This window comes from Thalassospira lohafexi (assembly GCF_002844275.1).
In the GTDB taxonomy this organism is placed as follows: Bacteria; Pseudomonadota; Alphaproteobacteria; order Rhodospirillales; family Thalassospiraceae; genus Thalassospira; species Thalassospira lohafexi.
In genome coordinates, this window is sequence record NZ_NXGX01000004.1 from 492,399 (window position 1) to 513,697 (window position 21,299).

At 54.4% G+C, this 21,299-nt stretch carries 19 protein-coding genes; 14 read left to right on the forward strand and 5 right to left on the reverse strand.

Features of this window, described 5'->3' with window-relative positions; translation table 11 throughout:
* The first annotated feature begins 91 nt into the window (after nucleotides 1-91).
* Both COO92_RS12065 and COO92_RS12070 read left to right on the forward strand, forming a co-directional pair.
* A complete protein-coding gene (locus tag COO92_RS12065) occupies nucleotides 92-808 on the forward strand; it encodes a FadR/GntR family transcriptional regulator (protein ID WP_101302399.1) in 717 nt (238 codons plus the stop codon).
* Nucleotides 809-1,039: 231 nt separating this feature from the next.
* Nucleotides 1,040-1,939 (forward strand): SMP-30/gluconolactonase/LRE family protein, encoded by a 900-nt coding sequence (locus COO92_RS12070; RefSeq protein ID WP_101302401.1) that lies wholly within the window; start codon nucleotides 1,040-1,042, stop codon nucleotides 1,937-1,939.
* Between the two features lie 98 nt (nucleotides 1,940-2,037).
* On the opposite strand, the gene COO92_RS12075 is transcribed toward COO92_RS12070, so the two are convergent.
* A complete protein-coding gene (locus tag COO92_RS12075) occupies nucleotides 2,038-2,802 on the reverse strand; it encodes a 2-keto-4-pentenoate hydratase (RefSeq protein WP_101302403.1) in 765 nt (254 codons plus the stop codon).
* 292 nt (nucleotides 2,803-3,094) lie between these two features.
* Here COO92_RS12075 and kdgD point away from each other — a divergent pair, with 292 nt between their 5' ends.
* The 10 genes from kdgD to COO92_RS12125 all read left to right on the forward strand — a co-directional run bounded on the left by kdgD (nucleotide 3,095) and on the right by COO92_RS12125 (nucleotide 13,459).
* Complete coding sequence (gene kdgD / locus COO92_RS12080) at nucleotides 3,095-4,021, forward strand: 5-dehydro-4-deoxyglucarate dehydratase (protein WP_101302404.1); 927 nt, start codon at nucleotides 3,095-3,097, stop codon at nucleotides 4,019-4,021.
* A gap of 255 nt (nucleotides 4,022-4,276) precedes the next feature.
* Nucleotides 4,277-5,269, forward strand: a complete 993-nt coding sequence (locus COO92_RS12085; protein WP_101302406.1) for a TRAP transporter substrate-binding protein — start codon at nucleotides 4,277-4,279, stop codon at nucleotides 5,267-5,269.
* A gap of 174 nt (nucleotides 5,270-5,443) precedes the next feature.
* Nucleotides 5,444-5,989, forward strand: a complete 546-nt coding sequence (locus COO92_RS12090) for a TRAP transporter small permease (protein ID WP_101302408.1) — start codon at nucleotides 5,444-5,446, stop codon at nucleotides 5,987-5,989.
* Nucleotides 5,990-7,279 (forward strand): TRAP transporter large permease, encoded by a 1,290-nt coding sequence (locus tag COO92_RS12095; RefSeq protein ID WP_101302410.1) that lies wholly within the window; start codon nucleotides 5,990-5,992, stop codon nucleotides 7,277-7,279. It begins immediately after the preceding gene.
* A gap of 34 nt (nucleotides 7,280-7,313) precedes the next feature.
* Nucleotides 7,314-8,108 carry an NAD-dependent epimerase/dehydratase family protein gene (locus tag COO92_RS12100; RefSeq protein ID WP_101302412.1) on the forward strand — a complete coding sequence of 265 codons (795 nt, stop codon included), beginning with the start codon at nucleotides 7,314-7,316 and terminating at the stop codon, nucleotides 8,106-8,108.
* A gap of 158 nt (nucleotides 8,109-8,266) precedes the next feature.
* On the forward strand, nucleotides 8,267-8,791 hold the full coding sequence (locus tag COO92_RS12105) for an RNA polymerase sigma factor (RefSeq protein ID WP_101302609.1): 525 nt from the start codon (nucleotides 8,267-8,269) through the stop codon (nucleotides 8,789-8,791).
* Between the two features lie 89 nt (nucleotides 8,792-8,880).
* Nucleotides 8,881-9,975, forward strand: coding sequence for a FecR family protein (locus tag COO92_RS12110; RefSeq protein WP_101302413.1), 1,095 nt, complete (start codon nucleotides 8,881-8,883; stop codon nucleotides 9,973-9,975).
* 86 nt (nucleotides 9,976-10,061) lie between these two features.
* Nucleotides 10,062-12,476, forward strand: coding sequence for a TonB-dependent receptor (locus COO92_RS12115; RefSeq protein ID WP_240626418.1), 2,415 nt, complete (start codon nucleotides 10,062-10,064; stop codon nucleotides 12,474-12,476).
* 67 nt (nucleotides 12,477-12,543) lie between these two features.
* The gene (locus COO92_RS12120; RefSeq protein ID WP_101302613.1) at nucleotides 12,544-12,954 is read left to right on the forward strand and encodes a hypothetical protein; all 411 of its coding nucleotides are present in this window, start codon (nucleotides 12,544-12,546) and stop codon (nucleotides 12,952-12,954) included.
* A gap of 103 nt (nucleotides 12,955-13,057) precedes the next feature.
* The gene (locus COO92_RS12125) at nucleotides 13,058-13,459 is read left to right on the forward strand and encodes a GFA family protein (RefSeq protein ID WP_101302415.1); all 402 of its coding nucleotides are present in this window, start codon (nucleotides 13,058-13,060) and stop codon (nucleotides 13,457-13,459) included.
* Nucleotides 13,460-13,517: 58 nt separating this feature from the next.
* Here the strand turns inward: COO92_RS12125 and fhuB are convergent, their stop codons facing one another.
* The 4 genes from fhuB to COO92_RS12145 are packed head-to-tail and all read right to left on the reverse strand — an operon-like array spanning nucleotide 13,518 to nucleotide 18,206.
* Nucleotides 13,518-15,521: a Fe(3+)-hydroxamate ABC transporter permease FhuB gene (gene fhuB / locus COO92_RS12130; protein WP_240626419.1), complete on the reverse strand. Its 2,004-nt coding sequence runs from the start codon at nucleotides 15,519-15,521 to the stop codon at nucleotides 13,518-13,520.
* A gap of 14 nt (nucleotides 15,522-15,535) precedes the next feature.
* Nucleotides 15,536-16,480, reverse strand: coding sequence for an ABC transporter substrate-binding protein (locus tag COO92_RS12135; RefSeq protein WP_101302418.1), 945 nt, complete (start codon nucleotides 16,478-16,480; stop codon nucleotides 15,536-15,538).
* 3 nt (nucleotides 16,481-16,483) lie between these two features.
* Nucleotides 16,484-17,419, reverse strand: a complete 936-nt coding sequence (locus COO92_RS12140) for an iron-siderophore ABC transporter substrate-binding protein (RefSeq protein WP_101302420.1) — start codon at nucleotides 17,417-17,419, stop codon at nucleotides 16,484-16,486.
* Nucleotides 17,420-17,429: 10 nt separating this feature from the next.
* On the reverse strand, nucleotides 17,430-18,206 hold the full coding sequence (locus COO92_RS12145; RefSeq protein WP_101302422.1) for an ABC transporter ATP-binding protein: 777 nt from the start codon (nucleotides 18,204-18,206) through the stop codon (nucleotides 17,430-17,432).
* 285 nt (nucleotides 18,207-18,491) lie between these two features.
* On the opposite strand from COO92_RS12145, the gene COO92_RS12150 reads away from it, so the two are divergent.
* Together COO92_RS12150 and COO92_RS12155 are read left to right on the forward strand one after the other, a co-directional pair.
* A complete protein-coding gene (locus tag COO92_RS12150; RefSeq protein WP_101302424.1) occupies nucleotides 18,492-19,382 on the forward strand; it encodes an SMP-30/gluconolactonase/LRE family protein in 891 nt (296 codons plus the stop codon).
* 276 nt (nucleotides 19,383-19,658) lie between these two features.
* Entirely contained in the window at nucleotides 19,659-21,224 is a 1,566-nt protein-coding gene (locus tag COO92_RS12155) for a YbaY family lipoprotein (RefSeq protein ID WP_101302426.1), read from the forward strand.
* The last annotated feature ends 75 nt before the right edge of the window (nucleotides 21,225-21,299 follow it).

Sequence of the window (21,299 nt, forward strand, 5' to 3'; positions counted from 1 at the left end):
TGCGAACGGCCCTTTACCCGCCTGTCATTTGCCGATAAAACTTACAAGTGAAAATGACAAGATAACAAGTTCAATAGGGGTGGTTCGGGGGATGAACGGTTTGCAACTCAAACTTCAAAAGCGTGAAAAACTTGCAGACCAGCTTTATGGTCAGATCTTGGAACAGATCGTCTCTGGTAATCTGGGCGAGGGGACCAAGCTTCCGTCCGAGAACGAGATTTGCGCATCCTTTGGCGTGTCGCGCCCTGTTGTGCGCGAAGCCTTGCGCAAGCTCCAGTCGGACGGATTGGTATATGCCCGCCAAGGGGTTGGATCCTTTGTCAAGCGCCGCCCGCCACAGGGGTTGATCGACTTTGGCGGTGTCAGTGACGTTGCGGGATTGTTGCGCTGTTTTGAAGCCCGCATTGCGATTGAGGGCACCACGGCGCGTATGGCGGCCAACCGTGCCAGCCTGCGCCATCATCGCGACATTCAGAACGCCTTGAAAATGCTTGAAGATGGCATTGCTGCGGGCGATATCGCCGATAAGGCCGATCTTGATTTTCACATGACGATTGCACGCGCCAGCGGCAATGAAATCTTTGTCACCATCCTGACGTCGCTTCATGACGTCATGAGCAAAAGCATGATGGTGGCGTTGAACATCACGCGCGGTGGATCGAAAGAACGGGCGCAAAAAGTGCTCAACGAACATCGCCAGATTTATGATGCGATTGTCGGTGGAGATGCCGATAGCGCCGAACTTCTGATGCGCTATCATTTGCATCAGGCCCGCCAGCGCGTCACCGATCACGCCCGCGATATGTAGGCGCAAATTCGCCGCGCAACGCGGGCTATAAATCTTGGAAAATCAGGTCGTATATTCTGTTTCGCGGTGTCAAAAGCACGGTGCGCGACGGCAAAATGCGGGCTGTTTTTCCCGTCCGGCTTGTTCGCTCCCCTGTAAATAAAAATTGCTAATTTTGTTGACAAGCTCGGGGTGCACCGGCAAACCGAATGGCATCAATGTGATATGATGAATTTCCACGGAGAGATACAGATGTCAGGTGTAACTGGCGGGCTCAATGAGCCGCGCATCCTGCTTGATGAGACATTTACACTGGGCGAATGCCCGAATTGGGATGCTGCGAACAACCGGTTGTATTGGACCGATATCCTTAATGGTGCGCTTCATGCGCTTGATGTCGAAACCGGCGCACGCAAGACATGGAAATTCGAAAGCGAACTGGGCTGTTTTGGCCTGACCGATCAGGGCCGCATCATCGTCGCCCTGCGCAAGGATATCATCTTCCTTGATCCGCAGACGGATGTCCGCACGCCATTGGCGCGGATCGAAGACGGCATCCACAGCCGCACCAACGATGGCAAGATCGGGCCGGACGGGGCGTTCTGGGTCGGCACGATGGATGACAATGCCGACAAGCAGGCGATTGCATCGCTCTATCGCATCACCGCCGATGGTGCTGTTGAGGAAAAAGTTACAGGGTTCAAGATTTCCAACGGTTTGGCTTGGTCACCGGATGGCGCAAAAATGTACCATTCGGATTCCCGTGGTCCATGGGTCAATCGCTGGGACTTTGATGCGAAGACCGGCGCGATTGGCAATTGTGAGCGGTATCTTGATCTTGATGATACGCTGGGGCGCCCGGACGGTGGTGCTGTTGATATGGAAGGTTGCTATTGGTCGGCGGGCGTGTCGGCCGGTAACCTGAACCGGTTTGCGCCGGATGGCACATTATTGCTGTCAATCGCGATGCCGATGCCCAATCCGACCATGCCGTGCTTTGGCGGGCCGGATATGAAAACGCTCTATGTCACCAGCCATCAGGAAAATTACAGCGCGGAAAAACGTGCGGAGTTCCCTGATGCGGGCAAGATCGTGACATTGCGTGTTGATGTGCCCGGTGTGGCCGTGCATCGCTTTGTTGAGGCAAGCTAAAACGCCAGCGCGCACGACGTGCAAAGGTATCAAAATCAAAAGGCCATGCAGGGAATGCTGCATGGCCTTTGTTGGTTCTGTGTGCGGTTTTGAAATAATCAGACTTTTGCAATCTCGGCTGTGACCGTTCCCAAACCATCAAAGATCGCTTCGATTTTGCCATGTGGGCTGATGGTGGGGGTGGCACAGGCGCCGGTCGTGATGACGTCGCCGGGTTTCAGCACCTTGTCGCGGTTGGCAAGGAAGTTCACAAGATACGCCAAGCCATTAAAGATTTCCGGCCAGGCAGCGGGATCGCTGTTGGTCGCAAGGATTTCGCCATTGCTTTTGGTGGTGACCGTGCCGCCGATAAAGTGCATATCGCGCCAGTTTTCAATTTCCGCACCCAGCACGAAATAGCCGGTTGAGTTCAAATCAGCCAGAGTTTGCAGCGGGTTTTGTTTTTCATGAAAGCGCCGGTCGGCGATCTCAATCGCCAGATGCACGCTTTTGATGTGATCAAGGATGCTGTCGGGCGTGGTGTCTGCTGCGGGGCTACTGGCCATGACCACGGCAATTTCCGCTTCGATGTTGGGGAAATGCAGGTCGTTGGTGGTCAGATGCGCACCGTCGCCAAGGATACGCCCATTGAGCAGCGGACCAATCAGCGGGCCGTCACTTCCGATTTTTTCCTGTGCCGCGCGGGTGGCGACGGCAATTTTCCAGCCGGCCTGTTTGGCGCCGGTCTGTTTCAGGGTTTCATTCTGAATGTCATAGGCCGCGTCAAAACTGTCGGGTGCAAGATCGGCTGGCAACGGATCAATCAGTTGGTGCGCGGTAAAGGCGGTGGCAAGGACGCGGCTTGCCTCGGTGAGGTTGGTCATTCCAGTTGTTCTCGCTGTTTTCGCTGTTTCTTCAGGGCGTTGCGGGGTGACGGAGCTTAAAGGGAATCGGCCTCAAAGTCATCATACCAATTTTGTCGATTCGGGCGATTGCAGGTAAAATTCCAGTCATCATACCAAAGTAGAATGATCCTAAACCCGCTGAAAATACCGCAAATTTCAAGGTATTCTGCGTTGGAATAGATATCTTGGTAATATGTTTGACAAAGTAATATGATGAATTTATAGATTCGTCATAGATATTACGCCGTATTAAAGAATTGAAGGACCGTTGATGCATTATCTTGAGATGAAAAAGGCGATTGGCGCCGGGTTATTATCCTTTCCGGTGACGCCTTTTGACGCGCAGGGCGCGCTTGATCTTGCGACCTATCGCGAACATGTCGGCTGGTTGTCGCAATTCCCGGCAACGGCACTGTTTGCGGCGGGCGGTACGGGGGAATTCTTTTCCCTGACCCCGGACGAGGTTGTTGAAACTGTTCGTGCGGCCAAGGAAGTTGCCGGTGATACACCGATCATTGCCGGGTGCGGTTATGGCACGGCGATGGCGGTTGAACTGGCACAGGCATGTGAAAAGGCCGGTGCGGACGGATTGTTGTTGTTGCCGCAATATCTGATCGGGGCCGAACAGACCGGCATGTATGAACGGGTCAAGGCGGTCTGTGATGCGGTCGATATCGGGGTGATTGTCTATAACCGCGATAATTCGATCCTTTCGGCTGAGACGCTTTCGAAGTTGTGCGATGTCTGTCCGAACCTTGTCGGGTTCAAGGACGGTCACGGCAATATCGAAATGGTCACCAAGGTCTGCACCACGATGGGTGATCGCCTGTCTTATATCGGTGGGATGCCGACCGCAGAAGTCTTTGCCAAGGCCTATAAGGCCGCGGGCATGACGACCTATTCATCGGCAATTTTCAATTTCCTGCCGCAACAGGCGCTGGAATTCTATGACGCGTTGACGCGCGACGATCATGCCACCATGGACCGGATCACGATGGATTTCTTCTATCCGTATCTTGATATCCGTAACCGTGGAAAAGGCTACGCCGTTTCAATCGTCAAGGCAGGCATGCGCGTTATCGGACGCGATACCGGTCCGGTGCGCAGTCCATTGACGGACCTGAGCGTCGAAGAACACGACATGCTGGCCGAGGTCATCCGCAAGGCGTTCGGCGATGGGGCTTTGCGCGCGGCCTAGGCCAGAAGGTGGGGCCGTTGGTTTAACGGACCCTTCCTGTTGTCCCGGCAGGTGGTTCTGTCGGGGTGGCATTTGCGACACCACAATAACAATCGGTGCGCAGGAGACGACGGCGGGACTATTAGACTAGTTGTTAATTGACCTTTCACTTGTCGTTACAAGTGACAAATTGTAAGGTTGCCTAACAATAAGAAGTTCCTTTTAGGGAAAACAAGGCTTTAACGTACCACGACAAAAAGTCACGGGAGGACTCCAATGAACACCTTTTTGAAAAACACGACCCTTACGATTGCGGCAGCCGCCGTATCGATGGCGCTTGCATCCGGTGCTCAGGCCAAAGAATGGCGCGGCTGGAACATTCATCCGCCAGAATATCCGGTTTCGACCGGCATGGAAGAATTTGCCAAGCTGATCAACGAAAAATCCGGTGGCGACCTTGAAGCCAAGGTTTACCATGGTGGCGTTCTGGGCGATCAGCCTGATGCGATCCAGCAGGTGCGTCTTGGTGGTCTGGACTGGGCTGTGTTCAACCTCGGCCCGCTTGGTGAAGTGGCCCCTGAAGCAAACGTTGTTTCACTGCCATTCATCTTTAAAAACGTCGATGCCATGCACAAAGTCATGGACGGTCCGGCCGGTCAGCAGATTGCCGATGGCCTGATCAAAGCAGGTCTTCAGCCGCTTGGTTGGTATGACTCTGGTGCGCGTTCGTTCTATAACACCAAGCACCCGATCAACACGCCAGAAGACCTCAAAGGTCTTAAATTCCGTGTGATGAGCAACGATCTGTATGTTCAGATGGTCGCAGCCCTTGGTGGCAACGCAACCCCGATGGCATACGGCGAAGTTTACCAGTCGTTGAAAACCGGTGTGATTGACGGGGCGGAAAACAACTATCCGTCCTATGACAGTTCGGGCCATTTTGAGGCTGCGAAATACTACTCAGTCACCCAGCACCTGATCCTGCCGGAATGCCTGTGCATCAATAAGGCGCTTTATGACGGCCTGTCGGACGACGAAAAGAAAATCGTCCAAGAAGCAGCCGATGCATCGGTAAAGGTACAGCGCGCTGCCTGGGCAGAACGTGCTGAACAGTCCAAGGAAAAAGTTATTGCTGCGGGCATCGAAGTCAACGAAATCGCTGACAAAGCGGCTTTCCAGGATGCAATGCAGCCTGTCTATGACAACTTTGCCAAGGCAAATCCGGATCTGGCCGATCTGGTCAAAGCCATCCAGGATGCGCAGAAATAAACCATATGTTTAAAAGCGGGGCGGCGATAATATCGTCGCCCTTCTTTGTTTTTCCTGGCTGCTGACCTTTGGTTTATTCTATTTCTGACTAGGGTTTGAACCCATTTCAATCATTCAATTGGGTTCAAACCCTAGTCATACCAATCACACTACTCACATTCTGGCGGCGCAGACATGTTTTCCAGTTTTACCAATTTGATGGACCGTTTGGGCGGTGGCATTGCCGGGGTTTTGAACCTGATCGGCGGTCTGGCCCTTGTTGCGTTGATCCCAAGCTTTGCCTGGCTTGTTTTCGGGCGCTATGTCCTTAACGAAACACCGACATGGGTCGAGCAGTTTTCGTTGATCCTGATTGTCCTGATTACCTTTCCGGTGGCGGCTGCTGGCATGCGCGATAACAGCCATTTATCCGTGTCGTTCTTTCGCGATGCGTTGCCGTCAAAGGTCGCGGCGGTTGTCGCGGTCATAAGCTACGCGGCGATGGCGTGGTTTGGCTATTGGATGATGATGGGGGGCATGGATCTGGTGGCGTTTAACTGGGCCAAACAAATGCCGATCATTCATATTTCCGATGGCTGGCGATCCGTTCCGATGGCGGTGTGCGGGGCAGGGATTGCATTCTACAGTGCGGTTCATATCCTCAAGATCATCACCCGGTGGAAAGCCATTTCCGACGCCGAATATTACCACGACGATTTGCTTAATAAGGACGTTGAATAAATGGGCATGACCATTCTTCTGGGCCTGTTTGCCATTGGTATTATCATTGGCATGCCCGTTGCCATCGCACTTGGCATTGCTGCGCTTGGGGCGTTTTTCTTTGAAGGGTTGCCGACCCTGATCGCGTTTCAGCGGATCGGGTCGGGCGTCAGTGCCTTTTCGCTTCTGGCCATTCCGTTCTTTATCTTTGCCGGGGAGCTGATGCTGCATGGCGGGATTGCCAACCGGCTGGTGCAATTTGCCACAGCATTGGTCGGCAGCCGCCGGGGCGGGCTTGGCATTGTGAACGTGTTTTCATCCATGCTGTTTGGCGGGATTTCGGGCTCAGCCGTTGCCGATACCTCCGCCCTTGGCTCGATCCTTATTCCGGTGATGAAAAAGGAAGGGTATCGGGCTGATTACGCGGTCAATGTGACGGTCACATCCTCCATCGCCGGGATCATGATCCCGCCCAGTCACAATATGATCCTTTATGCGGTGGCAGCCGGTGGCGGCATTTCAATTTCCAAGCTGTTCATGGCCGGTGTTGTGCCGGGCATCATCATGTGCGTGCTGCTGGGCTTGGCGACGTGGCTTGTGGCGATCAAGCATGGCTATCCGTCCGAGCCGTTCCCCGGTTGGGGTGTTGTCTGGCGCACCGCCGTTCGGGCCATTCCGGGCTTCTTTACTGCTGTGATCATTGTCGGCGGGGTTTTGAGCGGTGTGTTCACCGTGACAGAATCTGGTGCCATTGGCGTTGCCTATGCGCTCATCATTACGGGCTTTGTCTACCGTGAGCTGAGTTGGGACGGGTTTATTGCCGCGGTCAAACAATCGGCCAAGACGACGTCGCTTGTGATGCTTTTGGTCGGCTGTGCCTCGGCATATGGCTATATGCTGGCTTTCTATCAGGTACCCGATGCGCTGGCCGAAGCCATTACCGGCATCACCGATAATCCGATCATGGTTCTGTTGCTGATCAATCTGATGTTGCTGGTGGCGGGCATGATCATGGATATGGCGGCCCTGATCCTGATCTGTACGCCGATCTTCCTGCCACTTGCGATGCAGTTTGGCATGGACCCGATCCAGTTTGGCATGGTTTTGATGATGAACTTGGGCCTTGGCCTGTGCACACCACCGGTGGGGTCTTGCCTGTTTGTCGGCTGTGCCATTGGCGGGGTGAAAATCGAACACGCGGTGCGTACGATCTGGCCATTTTATCTGGCGATCCTAACCGCGCTTCTTCTGACAACCTATGTTCCGGCGATTTCATTGACCTTGCCTAACCTTGTGTTTGGCAGCAACTGATCGCGGATCAAGACGCATATCAAAGAGGACTATAATGAAACGTTTGCTGATTACCGGTGCCGCCGGCAACCTTGGTAAAATCTGCCGCGAAGGGCTTAAAGGCTATGCCGATGTCATTCGCCTGTCGGACCTTGCCCCGATGGACCCGGCTGGCCCGAACGAGGAAGTCGTTCAGTGTGACCTTGCCGACCGTGCAGCAGTGCATGAACTGACCAAGGATGTCGATGGCATCGTTCATCTGGGTGGCATTTCGATTGAAGCCGCGTTTGATGACCTGCTTCAGGCCAATTTGCTCGGTACCTATAACCTGTATGAAGGGGCGCGCAAGAATGGCAAGCCTCGTATCCTGTTTGCCAGTTCAAACCATGCCATTGGCTTTCACAAGCGCACCACCAAACTTGATGATGCCTCCGAACAGCGCCCCGATAGCCTGTACGGCGTGACCAAATGCTATGGCGAGGCACTGGCGAGTTACTATAACGACAAGTTCGATGTTGAAACCGTGTCGCTTCGCATCGGGTCGTGCTTTGACAAGCCGCGTAATCGCCGGATGCTGTCAACCTGGATGAGCCCGCGTGACTTTATGTCGCTGATAAAGGCGGTATTTGATGCACCGATGACCGGCCATCTGGTGATGTATGGCGTTTCAAACAACGCATCCAAATGGTGGAGCAACGACCACGCCGCATTTTTGGGATGGAATCCCCAAGACAGCTCCGAGCAGTTCCGTGCGGAAATTGAAGCCGCCTCTGAGGCCGAAGACCGCCATGACCCGGCGGTGATTTATCAAGGTGGACCTTTTGCCTCGGCAGGTCATTTCGAAGACTGAGGTGAGTAAATAGGTCCAATCATCTGATTTGGTAAGATGCCCGAAAGGCCCGCATGTGCGGGCCTTTCATCTTTGGGATTGACGATTGTTTCTCATCGACTATAACCGTCATTGAAAATGATAACCGTTATCATTATTGATTATGCCGGTGTATGAGTATGGCGGCCAGTGACCGTTTCTGGGATGGAATTTACCAACAATATCATCCGCGTCTTCTGCGTCAGGTTGAAAAATACCTGCCCACGCGTGAGGAAAGTCAGGACGTGTTGCAGGATCTTTATGTGCAATTGCGCCGCCGGGATGTTGACCCCAAAGAAGTCGAAAATCCGCCGGCCTATTTGATGCGCATGGCAACCAATCTGGCGATTGATGTTCTGCGCCGGAAAAGCCGCAACCCGCTGGAATTTAGCGACCCTTCCGACATCGCCGAGATGAAGGGCAGCGGTGATCTTTACGCGACACCCGAACAAATCAGTTCAGATCGTCAACGGCTTGATATCATTGCAATGGCGGTTGAAAGTTTGCCGCCACGCTGTCGCGAAGCGTTTCTTTTCTGCAAACGCGACCATCTGACCCCGGCCGAGGCGGCAGAAAAGCTTGGGGTTAGTCGTAATATGGTGGAAAAGCATTTGCGAACTGCGTTAAAGCATTGTCGGGAAGTCTTGGCGCGTCATGAGAATTAGGGGATTGTTCCTTGATATCCTCATTTCCCCGTTCCGAACGTCATTTAACCAATAAGACACTTTATCAAAGGCCGGGCCGCAAAATTGCCATGACAGAATTCCGTTATCCTGACGATTGCACATGCGACAAGGACATTGCCGATTTTTGGGCCGTCCGGTTTGACGGCGGTGATCTTGACCGCACCGAACAGGTTGCGTTTGATCGCTGGCTGGCGGCATCGCCACAAAATTTGGGGCTGCTCGACCGGGCGCGCCAAACATGGCGCAGTATGGAAATTGTGGCCGCCGACGCCAAAGGCCCTGCCGGGCCACTTGCGGTTGATCAAAACCGATCATCACATAACGTGTCAAAAGATATGCCGCGTGCGCTTGATCAAACGGATCTTGATGGCATTCGCGATGATCTTGAACGCCTTGGTGCTCTGGGTGGTGGGACGGGACGGTTGCCGGGCATGCGTCCGGTAAACCGGAAATTCAGACCCGTTATGGCGGTGGCGACCTTGATGGTGATTATCGCATTGTTTGTTTTTGGGGCGGTGCGCCCTGATCCCGACCTGATGGCGGAAAAGTCGGCCAATGCCATTTCGCAAATCCATGACTTGCCCGACGGGTCGCAGATCTGGATGGAGCCGGGCACACGGTTAAACATCGATTATACGCCGGAGTTCCGCGATATCACGGTGCTGCAGGGCGGTATCTATATCAAGGTGGCAAAGGACGCATCACGTCCGCTTCGCGTTGGTGTCGGTGATCTGGTGGCGCGTGCGGTGGGTACGGAATTTGCCGCGTCAAACTGGGCGGGTCATCCGCGGGTCGAAGTCCGCGAAGGTGTGGTTGATGTTCTAAGCGGTGATCTTCGATTGGCGCAATTGTCCGCCGGACACGCCGCATGGCAGGGCGCACAGGGCGATATGCGCTATGGCGCCTACGACATTGATCGGTTGGCCGCATGGCGCGATGGGCGATGGATCGCAGAAGACATGCCACTTGAAGAACTTCTGGCAAAAATCACGCCCCTGATCGCCGATGAAACCTATGTTCTTGATCCGCTTTTGGATGATGTCTATGTCACCGGCAGCTTTGACCTCAGCAAACCGCAAAGTGCAATTGCCGCAGTGCTCGGTGCTTACGCACTTAAAAAGGAATCCTTCCCGGGTGGCTTCGAAATAATTTCAAAAAAATAGCATAACCGACATCCTCAAACCCCGTCCCCATGCGTCATGAGGATAATAGTGAGTTGCATTATTATTTCTGATCTTGGGGAAAACGCGTGAAAAACACGAAAATGACAAAAGCACGCATGCTGGGCACCAGTGCGCTGGTTGCCGCCGTGCTGGGGATTTCAACACCAAACGCATTTGCGCAATCTGGCGCAAGCATACCGCAAGTGGTGGCGATCACTGCGGGCGATTTGCGGACGGCACTTGATCAATTGACCGGGCAGTTCGGTCTTCAACTGATTGTTCAGGGCAACCTTTCGGGGCTTAACAGCCCGTCGGTCAGCGGGGAGTTCAACGCACAAGCCGCCCTGACGGCTTTGCTGGCAGGGTCCGGGCATAGCTTTGAATTCATTACCGAAGACAGCGTGCGGGTTTTCCCACTGGCGGCACAGCAAACAGATAGCTCGATGGTCCTTCCTGACATTGTTGTAAGTGCCACGCGGTCGCGCCGTTCCATCACATCGATGTCGCCATCCGTTGTGGTGATTGGTCGTGATCAGATTGACGCCCAACTGGCGAAAACAAGCGACATCACCAACGTCATTCGCAATTCCGTGCCGGGCTTCATGTTTGATGACCAAAGCCTGATTGGCAGTACAGAAACCTTCCGGGGGCGTGATGTGCAGGTGCTGGTCGACGGGATTTCGCGCAATACGCCGCTTCGTAATTCAAGCCGCATTCTGTCGATGATTGATGTTGCCCAGATCGAAAGCATCGAAGTCATCCCCGGATCAAACGCCATGAACGGCGATGGTGCCACCGGGGCAACCATCAACATCATCACCAAAACCGGCGAGGCCGGGGTAAACACTTTTACGGTTGATGGTCATATCAAGGCCTTTACCGAAGATGTTGGTGACAGTCTTGCCCCATCCCTGACCCTGTCGGGAAGTGGCGGTGTTGGTGCGGTGGATTACGCCGCCAGCATCACCGGAGCCAAATCAGAAAACTACTATGACGGTTACGGCAATCAGATGCCGTCCGACGCGATGCTGGGGCAGGGCGGTTTTGACAATGCCGAGGATCTCAACATTTTTGCAAAAACCGGCCTGACGCTGGCTGATGGGCATCGTCTGTTTCTGTCGGGCGAAGTCGTTCGGTTTCGTCAGGATATTGAATATTATCCCGACCTGACCACCGATCCGATTTCGGTTGATTATGACGAACCGTACAATGCCCAGCCGCTTGAGGATGAGAGCCAGTATTTCACCGCCGGATATGAATATGACTTTGGCAAGCTTGGCGTTGGCGATCTTAAGCTGTTTTACAATGACAGCTATAAACAGGCTGCGAACGCGCAATATCACGCGACCTATAACTTTGCACTGGTCGCACTGCCCGGTAGCCCCGCAGCCGAAGATCCGCGGGGCCAGTCGGTGATTGATACGGTGAAAACCGGGGTGAAACTTTCGACCGATACGTCGCTTGATATGATCTATGACGGCATGACGGTTAGTTGGGGCGGGGACCTGACATATGATGATGTCAAATACCGCACGGTAAGTGGGCGCGATATTGGTGCCCCGATGACGCAGGACGGCACGGCGGTCTTTGCCCAACTGTCCGCCCCGGTGACCGAATACCTCGATCTATCGGGTGGGGTGCGTTATGAAAAATATGACCTGACGGTCAAGGATTTCACCCGTCCGAACTATATGCGCTATGTCGGCGGTGTCGGGCAGGCTTATTTCGGAACAGCCGATTTTGTTGGCGGCAACACGACCTATGATGCGGTGACCTATAATGCATCGGCAGTGGTGCACTGGACTGATAAAATTGATACCTCGCTAAGTTACAGCGAAGGGTTCTCTGTTCCCGATGTCGGGGCCTATACCCGCCGGGCCGGATTGACCGGCATTCCACTTGATTTTGCCGATATTGATGTTGAGGCGTCCAAGGTCAAAACCTATGAGCTGGCCGCACGCTATGCCGGGACCGATTTTCGCACCACGGGTGCTGTTTACATGAGCACGAACGAGCGCGGTGATAACTTTGATTCATCGACCAACAAGCTCAGTCAGGAAAAAGAACGCATTCTTGGTGCCGAACTCAGTGCCGAATACGACATCAGCGAAGATACCTTTGTCGGTGCCTTGGCATCCTACGTCGAAGGACGCTATGACACCAACGAAGACGGTGATCTTGATAGCTGGCTTCCCAATAACCGCATTCCATCGCCGTTCCGCTTTACCGGATATGTCGACAGTTACGTCTGGGATGATCTGAATATGCGCTTTGATGGCACATACACCGCCCCGCGGAGTAAGATCGAAGATGCAAAGATCAAATCGAGCCTCGTCTTTAACCTGTCGGCCCATTACCCGGTATTGGGCGGAACAGCGCGGTTCGGGGTCGAAAACATCTTTGACGCCAGCTATGAAAACCCGGCGGCAACCGCACTGCGCGGCTATTCCGTCGCCGGACATGGCCGAACCGTTATGCTGGGGTTCCGGCGCGAATTTTAACGCCGCATTTTGTTTGAAATACGGGCCCGGTGGTTTTCCGCCGGGCCATTTTGATTGGGAAACGACCGTGTTTAGATCCAGCATGCCTGCACATGACATTGTGCTGTTTGAAATGATTGGTCGGCAAAGCCCCGCCGACGGGAAGGCCTACATCAAGGCCCTTTATGACCTGTCGGAACGCAGCCAACCGGCACTGCTGATCATGCGGGTCAAAGGCATGACGGAACAGGATCACGAAACCCGCAAACAGGCCGCTGCATGGTTTAAGCAAAACCGCGATCGCTTGACGGTGTTTGCCAAGGGTGTGATCCGTGTCGAACAAGACCATCATCACGGGGGTGGCCATCTGCATGATCATGCAGAAAAAGTTGAAAACAGTAACTTCGCCCGCATGCTGCCATTTCCAATGAAACATGCTCGAACGCTGGATAGCGCATTCGAGATGGCAAAGAATTGGCCGCCTGAATTGGGTGGGTGAAACCAAAAAGGATGATGGACGAGCATCAGGGGTATTCTTGCTGGTAGGCGCTAAATGTTCATGTTATGTTCTATTTCTTTGAAGCATAAAATCGGGATGTGAAATGATCAAGGGAAGCTGTCTGTGCGGGAATGTCAGGTTCGAGATTTCCGGTGAACCGTCATCGCTGAGTTACTGTCACTGTTCACGCTGTCGTAAGGCTGCCGGGGTATTTTCTGCGGTGGTGATTGGCAAGGCCGATGATTTTCATCTCCTGTCGGGTAAAGAGTCGATTGGCCTTTACAAAGGGCCGGATGGAAAGTTTGAACGTTGCTTTTGTAAGGAATGCGGGACATCTTTGGGCGATATGTCGTCAGAGAAAATCTATGTGGTTGCGGCATCAGCACTGGATGATGATCCGAAAATTCGTCCGTCGGTTCATATCCATACCGCATCCAAACCCGATTGGTATGAGATCAAGGATGACTTGATCAAGTTTGACGGTGACTACATCCCGTCAAATTGATGCCGACGTACGGACCCGGCGACACAGGCGTTAGGGGAACCGGAGACGCCTGTGTTCGTTATCGTTTGCGCGCGGCGAGGATCAGGAAATAGCTGGTCCCGATCAATGCGGCAATCAGGCCGGTTGGCAATTGCTGTGGATACAGTATGTTGCGTGCCAGCCATTCGGCCACCATCATCACATTGACCCCGATCAAAACCGATCCCAGCAAATGCCCACCGGCCAGCCTATATCCGGCCACGCGCGCCAGATGCGGTGCCATCAGCCCGACAAAGCTGAGCGGCCCAACCAGAAGCGTTGCCGCCGCGGCCAGAATGGCGGCGACCAACATCATGGCGAACTGGAACGTTGAAATGCCAAGGCCAAGCGACACCGATTGATCCGTGCCAAGGGATGCCAGTTCAAGCGGACGGCGCAGGGCAATCGCAACAATCAGCAAGACACCGGTAACACCCGCGACAATCATCACCTCGTCCATATTGGTGAAATAGGTCGTACCCGCCAGCCACGACAGCAACATTGATGTCTGTGTGCCGCTGCGGGTCAGCACAATGCGCACGATGGCACCGAGGATGGCGGTGAGCGCCAGGCCATTCAGCAACATGTAATGCGGCGCATGGTTGAATTTACGACACAGGGCGAGTAACACGATCAACGAAATGATCCCGCCAAACGCCCCGACCAGCATCAGATCAGCGCGCTGTCCAACCCCGAAAATGGCCAGTGCGATGATAATCGCAAGGGCTGTGGCCGAACTGACCCCGGTGATTTCCGGACTGGCCAGCGGATTGCGCCCGACGCGTTGAATAAGGGTGCCTGAGACGGCAAGGGCGGCGCCACAAATCATCGCGGCAAAGGTGCGTTCGGCCCGGCCTGTGAAGATGTCCAAACTGCTGTCGCCCCATGGGCCGGTCCAGCCCAGAACGGCAAAACCATTCCCGTCAAGCGATGTAAACAGTGAGAACACCACGCCAACAATCAGGATGACGGTCAAAAGGATGCTCAACCCGGTTTTGGAAATGATCTGTTGGTCGCTGTGCTGATCGTCGCTTTGGTTTCCGGGTATGATCCGGGCTTTGCGCAGGATCAGGATGATAAATGGTGCGCCAAACAAGGCCGTCGCCGCCCCGGTCGGCAGGATGTCGCCGCCAAGCCCGTTAAACTGGCGCACCATGAAATCAATGAACAGCAACGCAAATCCACCGGTAAACACCGAATAGATCATAAGATCACGTGATCGGGTCAGTCCGGCAATCCGCAAGGCGGCGGGCACAGCCAAGCCGACAAAGCCGATCATGCCGGCGGCTGAAATCACCGATGCGGTGATGAACACGGCAAAGCCAAGGATCAACAGGCGTAAAACCGTGACCTTGGCCCCCAGTGAACTGGCGGTCTCATCGCCAAGCGCCAAAAGGTCCAATGGACGTGACAGCGCCAATACCGCAATCATGCCAATCGCCACACGCGGAAGGATAAACAGCGTGGCGTCCCAGCCATTTTGGGCCAGATCACCAGCCCCCCACATAAAGACCGATTGCAAATACTGTTCGTTAAACAACAGCAAAACCTGCGTGCCCGATTGCAGCAACAGATTAACAATCATCCCCGCCAGAATAAGCCATAACGTCGCATTACCGCGTTTGGCCGCAATCAGATAGACAGCCCCCAGCGCAATCATCCCCCCGGCAAGTGCGAAGGCTTCTTGAAATATCGCAAAGGAGGCCGGGGCAATCAGAATGAAAATTGTCAGGGCAAATTCAACACCGGCCCCGACACCAAGGGTGGTTGGCGATGCTAATGGGTTGCGCAGAACCGTCTGGATGGCCGCCCCGGCAAGGGCAAGCCCGGCCCCGCACAGAAACGCCATCGCTAGGCGCGGCAGGGTGCTGTAATGAAACAGGATCTGGTCAAAGTCGGTTTCATCGGGTGACAGGATCACCTGACCGGCAAGGCCGCGTTGCAAAAACGGCCAGAAATCAGCAATCAGCACGCCAATACAACTCAGCGCTAGAACGCCAAGCAAGATGGTTGGCGTGCGGGGGAATACACGTTTTATGTTCATATGGGCGGTCGGGCTCATTGCACGGGGCCGCTTTCAAGGCTTTCGGCCAAAAGCCGGGCAAAGCGCAAGCCTGATGCCACCCCGCCATAGGCCCAGACGACCGGCAACTCATAGACCCGCTTGTTGCGCACGAAATCCATGACTTTCCACATCGGGGATGACCAGACTTTCTGATAAATCACGTCGGGGATCGGGTTGGTATAGACCAAGGTGGTTTTGGCCAGTGGGGCCAGAATTTCAAGCCCGCCACGGGCAAACCCCCACTTTGAGACCGGTCCGTCATAGGACATCGGTACATCCATGCGCTTTAAAACCGAACCGGGCAGGGACGGGGCGCCAAACACGCCGATATTGGTTTCTGAATAGAAGCTTGCAATCGTAATTTTGTTGCCGTCGCCAAGAACCGCACGCACCCGCGCGCCATACTCGACAAGTTTTTCATCAACTTGTTTAAGGTATGCCTCGCCTTCTGCCTCACGCCCGATGGCCTTGGCGACCTTGCGCATCATGGTGCTTGCGGTATCAAACGCGACATTGCCATCATTATAGACCGACAAAACCATCACAGGCGCAATGTCCGAGAGGTTTTCATAGGCCATTTCCAGTTCCTGACTGATCAGGATCAGGTCGGGCTTGGCCGCACGCAGGGCTTCAAGGTTTGGCGATCCGCGCTGTCCGATATCGGTGAAATTTTCCGGCAAATCCGGTTTGGCAACCCATTCACGGTAATCGACCGGATCGGCAATCGCGACCGGATCAAGCCCCAGTGCCATCACGGTTTCGGTAAAGGCCCAGTTGGTCACAGCCACCCGTTTGGCCGGGTGATCAAGGGTCAGCGTACCGCGTTCATGGTCAATGACAATCGGTTCGGCGGATGCGCGGCCAGCAAGGAATACGGGCAAGGCGCCCAAAACACCAAGAACGGCAAGGCAGGAAACAAACAGGCGCAGGATTTTCATTTTTCAGGATCCGTTGGCAGCAGTAACCGCATCGGCAAGCTGTTCGGCAAACCGTGCACCAGACAATACGCCGCCAAACGACCAGCTTGCCGGGACGTCATAGACATGACCATTGCGTGCAAATGGCATGGCCTTCCAGATCGCGGAATTAAACAGCTTTGCCTTGGCGGCGGGCGGGACCGGTTCAACATGGGCAAATTGCACATCGCCCAGCTTGGCAAGGTCGGACACATCGCCATTGCGAAAGGCCCAACTGTTGACGTCCCCGGTCCAGGCATTGGCAAATCCCATCCGGTTTAAAACAGACCCGAACAGTGAATTTTTGCCATGGATGCGAAAATGCGCGTCATCAAGAATGCGCACGATGGCAAATGTCGCATCATCGCCGACCGATGTGCGAATGCGTGCGGCGGCGGCCGCAATCCGGTCATTGGCCGATGCGATGACCTGTTCGGCGGTGTCTGTTTTTCCCGCGAGTTTGCCAAGGTTGCGAAGCAATGCCTCGGCCCTGTCGATGGCGGGCTCGTCGGTATTTGTATTATAAATCGAATAGACCAGTGTCGGGGCAAAGCCCGACAGTTTGTCATAGGCCATCGCAACGTCCGAACTGATCAGGATGGCGTCGGGTTTGGCGTCGCGCAGCGCCTCGAAATTGGGTTCGCGGCGGGTGCCAAGATTGGCAAATGTTTCGGGCAGTTCCGGTTCGACCACCCAGGTGCGATAGCCATCAGATTCGGGGATGGCGACGGGATCAATCCCCAGTGCCAACAGGCTTTCGGTCAGCGACCAGTTCGACGTGGCAAAGCGGGTTGGTGTTTGCGCAAAGGTGGCGTTGCCCAGTTCGTGGGAGAATGTTTCCGCCCCGGCAGAAATCGGGGCAAACCCGCCCAGCACAAACAGGCAGGTGGCCGCAACCCGGCCAAACGAGAACTTTTGCATCTTTGCGTTCCTATGCAACATAGCTGACGAAACGGGTGCTGCCCGGCACCGCGATGACGTCGATTTCAGTTTGGAAGATGTCGCGCAGGATATCGCCGCGCATGAAGTTTTGCGCATCGCCCTGCCAGCAGGTCCGCCCGCCGCGCAAGGCCAGAATATGATCGGCAAACCGTCCAACCATGTCGATGTCATGCAAAACTGCAATCACCGTCAGGCCAATTTCGTCTTTGAGCGTGGCAATCAGATGCAGGATGTCGCGCTGATGCCCGACATCAAGGGCCGAGGTCGGCTCATCCAGCAACAGGACGGGTGCGTCCTGCGCCAATAACATCGCCAGCCAAACCCGTTGGCGTTCGCCCCCCGACAGGCTGGCGACCAGACGGTCGGAAAATTCGGTAACATGGGTCATCTCCATCGCCCGGTCGATCATGGCGTGGTCTTCGGTCCGATATCGGCCAAATGCGCCGCGCCATGGATACCGGCCAAACGCAACCAGTTCGCGCACACTTAAATGCGGCGGGACCACCGGGTTTTGCGGCAAATAGGCCACCTTGCGCGCAAAGTCGCGTGTGCCATGCCCGGCAAGGGCGGCGCGATCAAGCGTGATGTCGCCCGATGCCGGTTTGTTTTTGCGCGCCAGCAGTTTAAGCAACGTGCTTTTGCCCGATCCGTTGTGGCCGACAATCGCGCTAAATGCTCCGGTCGGGAAGCTGACCGTGATGTCATCAAGCAGCGTTTTGGGATGTTTGCCGTCACTTTTAAAGGTGACGTCTTTCAGATCGAACATGTGCCGGGAACTCGCAAAAACGGGAATGGGGTAAGACGGTCAGCGAAGCATGGCCCGCGCGCCTTCCCAATATGAGAATGCCTATCAATTACTTGCAGCAAATGCAACCGAGTTGCGATTGCAAATCGAAAAATACCAATCATCATACAAAATGACTTTTCAGCAATTCCCATTCCGGGTAGCAATATGGGTCAATGATTGTCGATCTTGTTTTCCATGCTGACGGGCAGGGGCGCAGACGATAAAACAAAGCGGAAAACCGCAAGGAATGATCAGGGAGACACCATGTTCGACGTTAAAACGGTCTTGCCGAACTTACGCTGCAGCTTGGGCGAGGGACCGCATTGGGATGCCAAGGATGGCGTTTTGTATTGGGTCGATATTGTTGGCAAGACGGCCTATGCACTGCGCCCCAATGATGGTGGTTCGCGCAGCTGGACGTTTGACCAGCCGGTGGCCGCAATTGTCCCGCGTGAAAACGACGGACTTTTAGTCGCCTTGGCGGATGGCTTGGCGTTTCTGGATGCCGAAAGTGGGGAAACCACGCCGTTTGTCGCTCCGGATTCCGATCATGCGGGCAACCGTTCGAATGAAAGCCGCGTTGATCCGATGGGGCGTTTCTGGCACGGCACCATGCAAAACAATATCGGCCCGAACGGTGAAGATTTGCCGGTGACGGTTTCAACCGGAACCTTGAACCGGGTGAGTGCTGATGGCGATGTGACACGCTTTGAATCCTATATCGGCATTTCGAACACCTTGCTGTGGTCGGATGACGGCACAAAGATGTTCTTTGGCGACACCATCAAAAACACGCTGAATGTCTATGATTTTGACATGAAAACCGGTGTGCCATCGAACCCGCGCGCCTTCTTTGGCCCGCAGGATCGCGGCAATATGGACGGATCGGCGATGGATGGGGATGGCTATATCTGGAACGCGCGCTGGGGCGGGGGATGCCTGATCCGCTTTAATCCGGCCGGAGAGGTTGACCGGATTGTCGAACTGCCGGTCACACAGCCCACCAGTTGCGTGTTTGGTGGCCCGGACCTTAAAACGCTTTATATCACCTCGGCCGCAGTCGGGTTGGAGGGCAATGGCAATCCGCTTGAAGGGGCGCTTCTGTCGATCAGGACCGATGTTGCCGGGCAGGCCTGCACGCGGTTTGCCGGGTAAGGCAAGCTGGTCCGGGTAATTGTATGATGATTAAATATCCCGGTTTCTGCGCCGAGGATTTCGGGTCCCTGATTTTAAGCATGTTCTGAAAATCAGGGACCCTTTCCTGATAGATCGCCAGATGCTTTGTCTCCGTCTTGCTACATGACCAATTGATGTAATTTGGCTGATTTCGGTGCTCTGCCTATTTTTAGCCTTGGTTTTACGTATGTTTGGCGGCACGATTAACGAACTTAAAAAAAATCGCCAGCAAAATACGAGCAAACTGGGGCCAGAATGAAACGACTTTCTTTTACTTGGGGATCGCTGCGCACGATATGTGCAATCAGCATGGTGATGCTGATTGCCGGGTGCGCGGGGATGCAATCACATACAGCAAAAGTAACCGGGACGGTGACGTACCGGGAACGCATTGCCTTATCACCCGAAAGCAACACCCTTGTTGTCCGGCTTCTCGATGTGTCGCGCGCCGACGCACCGGCAACCGTAATTGCGTCCGTGTCCAATCCGGTTTCAAACCCGCCGATGGGTTTTATCCTGCCCTATGATCCTGACAAGATTGATGCGCGCTTCACCTATGTTGTCGAAGCGTCGATCATAAACAAGAACGGCGATCTTGTGTTTCGCAATGATCAGGCATACCGGGTCATTACGGGCAATGCCCCAAGTGATGTCGAGATCATGGTCAAGCAGATCGCACGACCGATGTCAGACGGGGCACGCAAAACGAATGGATCGGATGTGTCGCGAGATGTGGCCGCAATCGAAAGCCGACTTGGCGATTTGCGGGTCATCCCCGGTCAATACCGCGATGGCGACAATACGGTCAGCTATCAGGCATACGTCACGACCGACGATGTCCCGGTCTATGTCGAAGAGCATCGCGATCTTGGGAAATATGGTCGTTCGGATGTGAAGTTTTATTATCGCAATGGCACCTTGTTGCGGTTTGCCGAGGACGCCGAACGCACCAATTTCGGCGGGAATACATCAGACAGCGCATTGCAATACACGCTTGAGCTTGATTTTGCGATGGGGCGTTTTTCAGACGGCAGCAAAACCATCAACGGCGAAGCAAGCGAACCTGACGAACATGAAATCAGCGGCGCACTGTCCCAAAGCAAGGTGGCATTGTCACGAATTGACGCAAAACTCAGCGAAAGCAGTGCCGTCCCCCTTGCCGGACCACAGATTTTTGTCTGTGAGGACAAGGGGCGTTTTTCCGCCCGATTTGACGATCAGGCCAATACGGTTGTGATTGAATTCCCCGGCCGTGAACCGATCGCACTCGATCAGAAGCGTACGGCATCTGGCTATGAATACGGCAATGATCAGTACGATTTGCGCGGCAAAGGCCAGGAAGCCACATGGCAAAGCCCGATGGGGACCACGCGCTGTGCCGTTTCGGCAAATGCGATGTCACTTGCCCTGGCGCCGGGCAACTTCCCACTTGTTAAGACCGTTGATTTGAAAAAACCGGGAAACAATGAATGGACCCGTTATTTCGAAGACCTGTGGCCGGCCATCAATGCCTGCATTGTTGAAAATCCGGGAGATCTGGTGTCGGTACTGAAAGCCTGGCCGACCAACCATGGCATGGTCGGGGTGCGTACGGTTAATGGCAATGGCGGACGCTATGACTGTCTGGTGCCGTCTGACGGGTTTGGCACGGCCCATACCGAATTGGTCGAGGCCACCACCAATATCCTGCCCGGTGAAAATCAGGTTCTGTTTACCCCGGCCAACGGGGCCTATCCCGGTGGGGACTGTTTCAGTCACGAACGGCTTGAACAGGATGGGGTGTTTATCGGCTGGTTGTCACACAATCGTTGCACAAGCTAGGCCAACACAATTGGCCGGAACGCAAAAGCCCCGCAGCATTGCTGCGGGGCTTTTTGTTTGGAGTGTTCATCGGTT

What these genes read in the sequence shown, in the direction of transcription:
- COO92_RS12065 (WP_101302399.1), top strand. Translation starts at nt 92, where the DNA reads ATGAACGGTTTGCAACTCAAACTTCAAAAGCGTGAAAAACTTGCAGAC.
- COO92_RS12070 (WP_101302401.1), top strand. Translation starts at nt 1,040, where the DNA reads ATGTCAGGTGTAACTGGCGGGCTCAATGAGCCGCGCATCCTGCTTGAT.
- COO92_RS12075 (WP_101302403.1), bottom strand. Translation starts at nt 2,802, where the DNA reads ATGACCAACCTCACCGAGGCAAGCCGCGTCCTTGCCACCGCCTTTACC.
- kdgD (WP_101302404.1), top strand. Translation starts at nt 3,095, where the DNA reads ATGCATTATCTTGAGATGAAAAAGGCGATTGGCGCCGGGTTATTATCC.
- COO92_RS12085 (WP_101302406.1), top strand. Translation starts at nt 4,277, where the DNA reads ATGAACACCTTTTTGAAAAACACGACCCTTACGATTGCGGCAGCCGCC.
- COO92_RS12090 (WP_101302408.1), top strand. Translation starts at nt 5,444, where the DNA reads ATGTTTTCCAGTTTTACCAATTTGATGGACCGTTTGGGCGGTGGCATT.
- COO92_RS12095 (WP_101302410.1), top strand. Translation starts at nt 5,990, where the DNA reads ATGGGCATGACCATTCTTCTGGGCCTGTTTGCCATTGGTATTATCATT.
- COO92_RS12100 (WP_101302412.1), top strand. Translation starts at nt 7,314, where the DNA reads ATGAAACGTTTGCTGATTACCGGTGCCGCCGGCAACCTTGGTAAAATC.
- COO92_RS12105 (WP_101302609.1), top strand. Translation starts at nt 8,267, where the DNA reads ATGGCGGCCAGTGACCGTTTCTGGGATGGAATTTACCAACAATATCAT.
- COO92_RS12110 (WP_101302413.1), top strand. Translation starts at nt 8,881, where the DNA reads ATGACAGAATTCCGTTATCCTGACGATTGCACATGCGACAAGGACATT.
- COO92_RS12125 (WP_101302415.1), top strand. Translation starts at nt 13,058, where the DNA reads ATGATCAAGGGAAGCTGTCTGTGCGGGAATGTCAGGTTCGAGATTTCC.
- fhuB (WP_240626419.1), bottom strand. Translation starts at nt 15,521, where the DNA reads ATGAACATAAAACGTGTATTCCCCCGCACGCCAACCATCTTGCTTGGC.
- COO92_RS12135 (WP_101302418.1), bottom strand. Translation starts at nt 16,480, where the DNA reads ATGAAAATCCTGCGCCTGTTTGTTTCCTGCCTTGCCGTTCTTGGTGTT.
- COO92_RS12140 (WP_101302420.1), bottom strand. Translation starts at nt 17,419, where the DNA reads ATGCAAAAGTTCTCGTTTGGCCGGGTTGCGGCCACCTGCCTGTTTGTG.
- COO92_RS12145 (WP_101302422.1), bottom strand. Translation starts at nt 18,206, where the DNA reads ATGTTCGATCTGAAAGACGTCACCTTTAAAAGTGACGGCAAACATCCC.
- COO92_RS12150 (WP_101302424.1), top strand. Translation starts at nt 18,492, where the DNA reads ATGTTCGACGTTAAAACGGTCTTGCCGAACTTACGCTGCAGCTTGGGC.
- COO92_RS12155 (WP_101302426.1), top strand. Translation starts at nt 19,659, where the DNA reads ATGAAACGACTTTCTTTTACTTGGGGATCGCTGCGCACGATATGTGCA.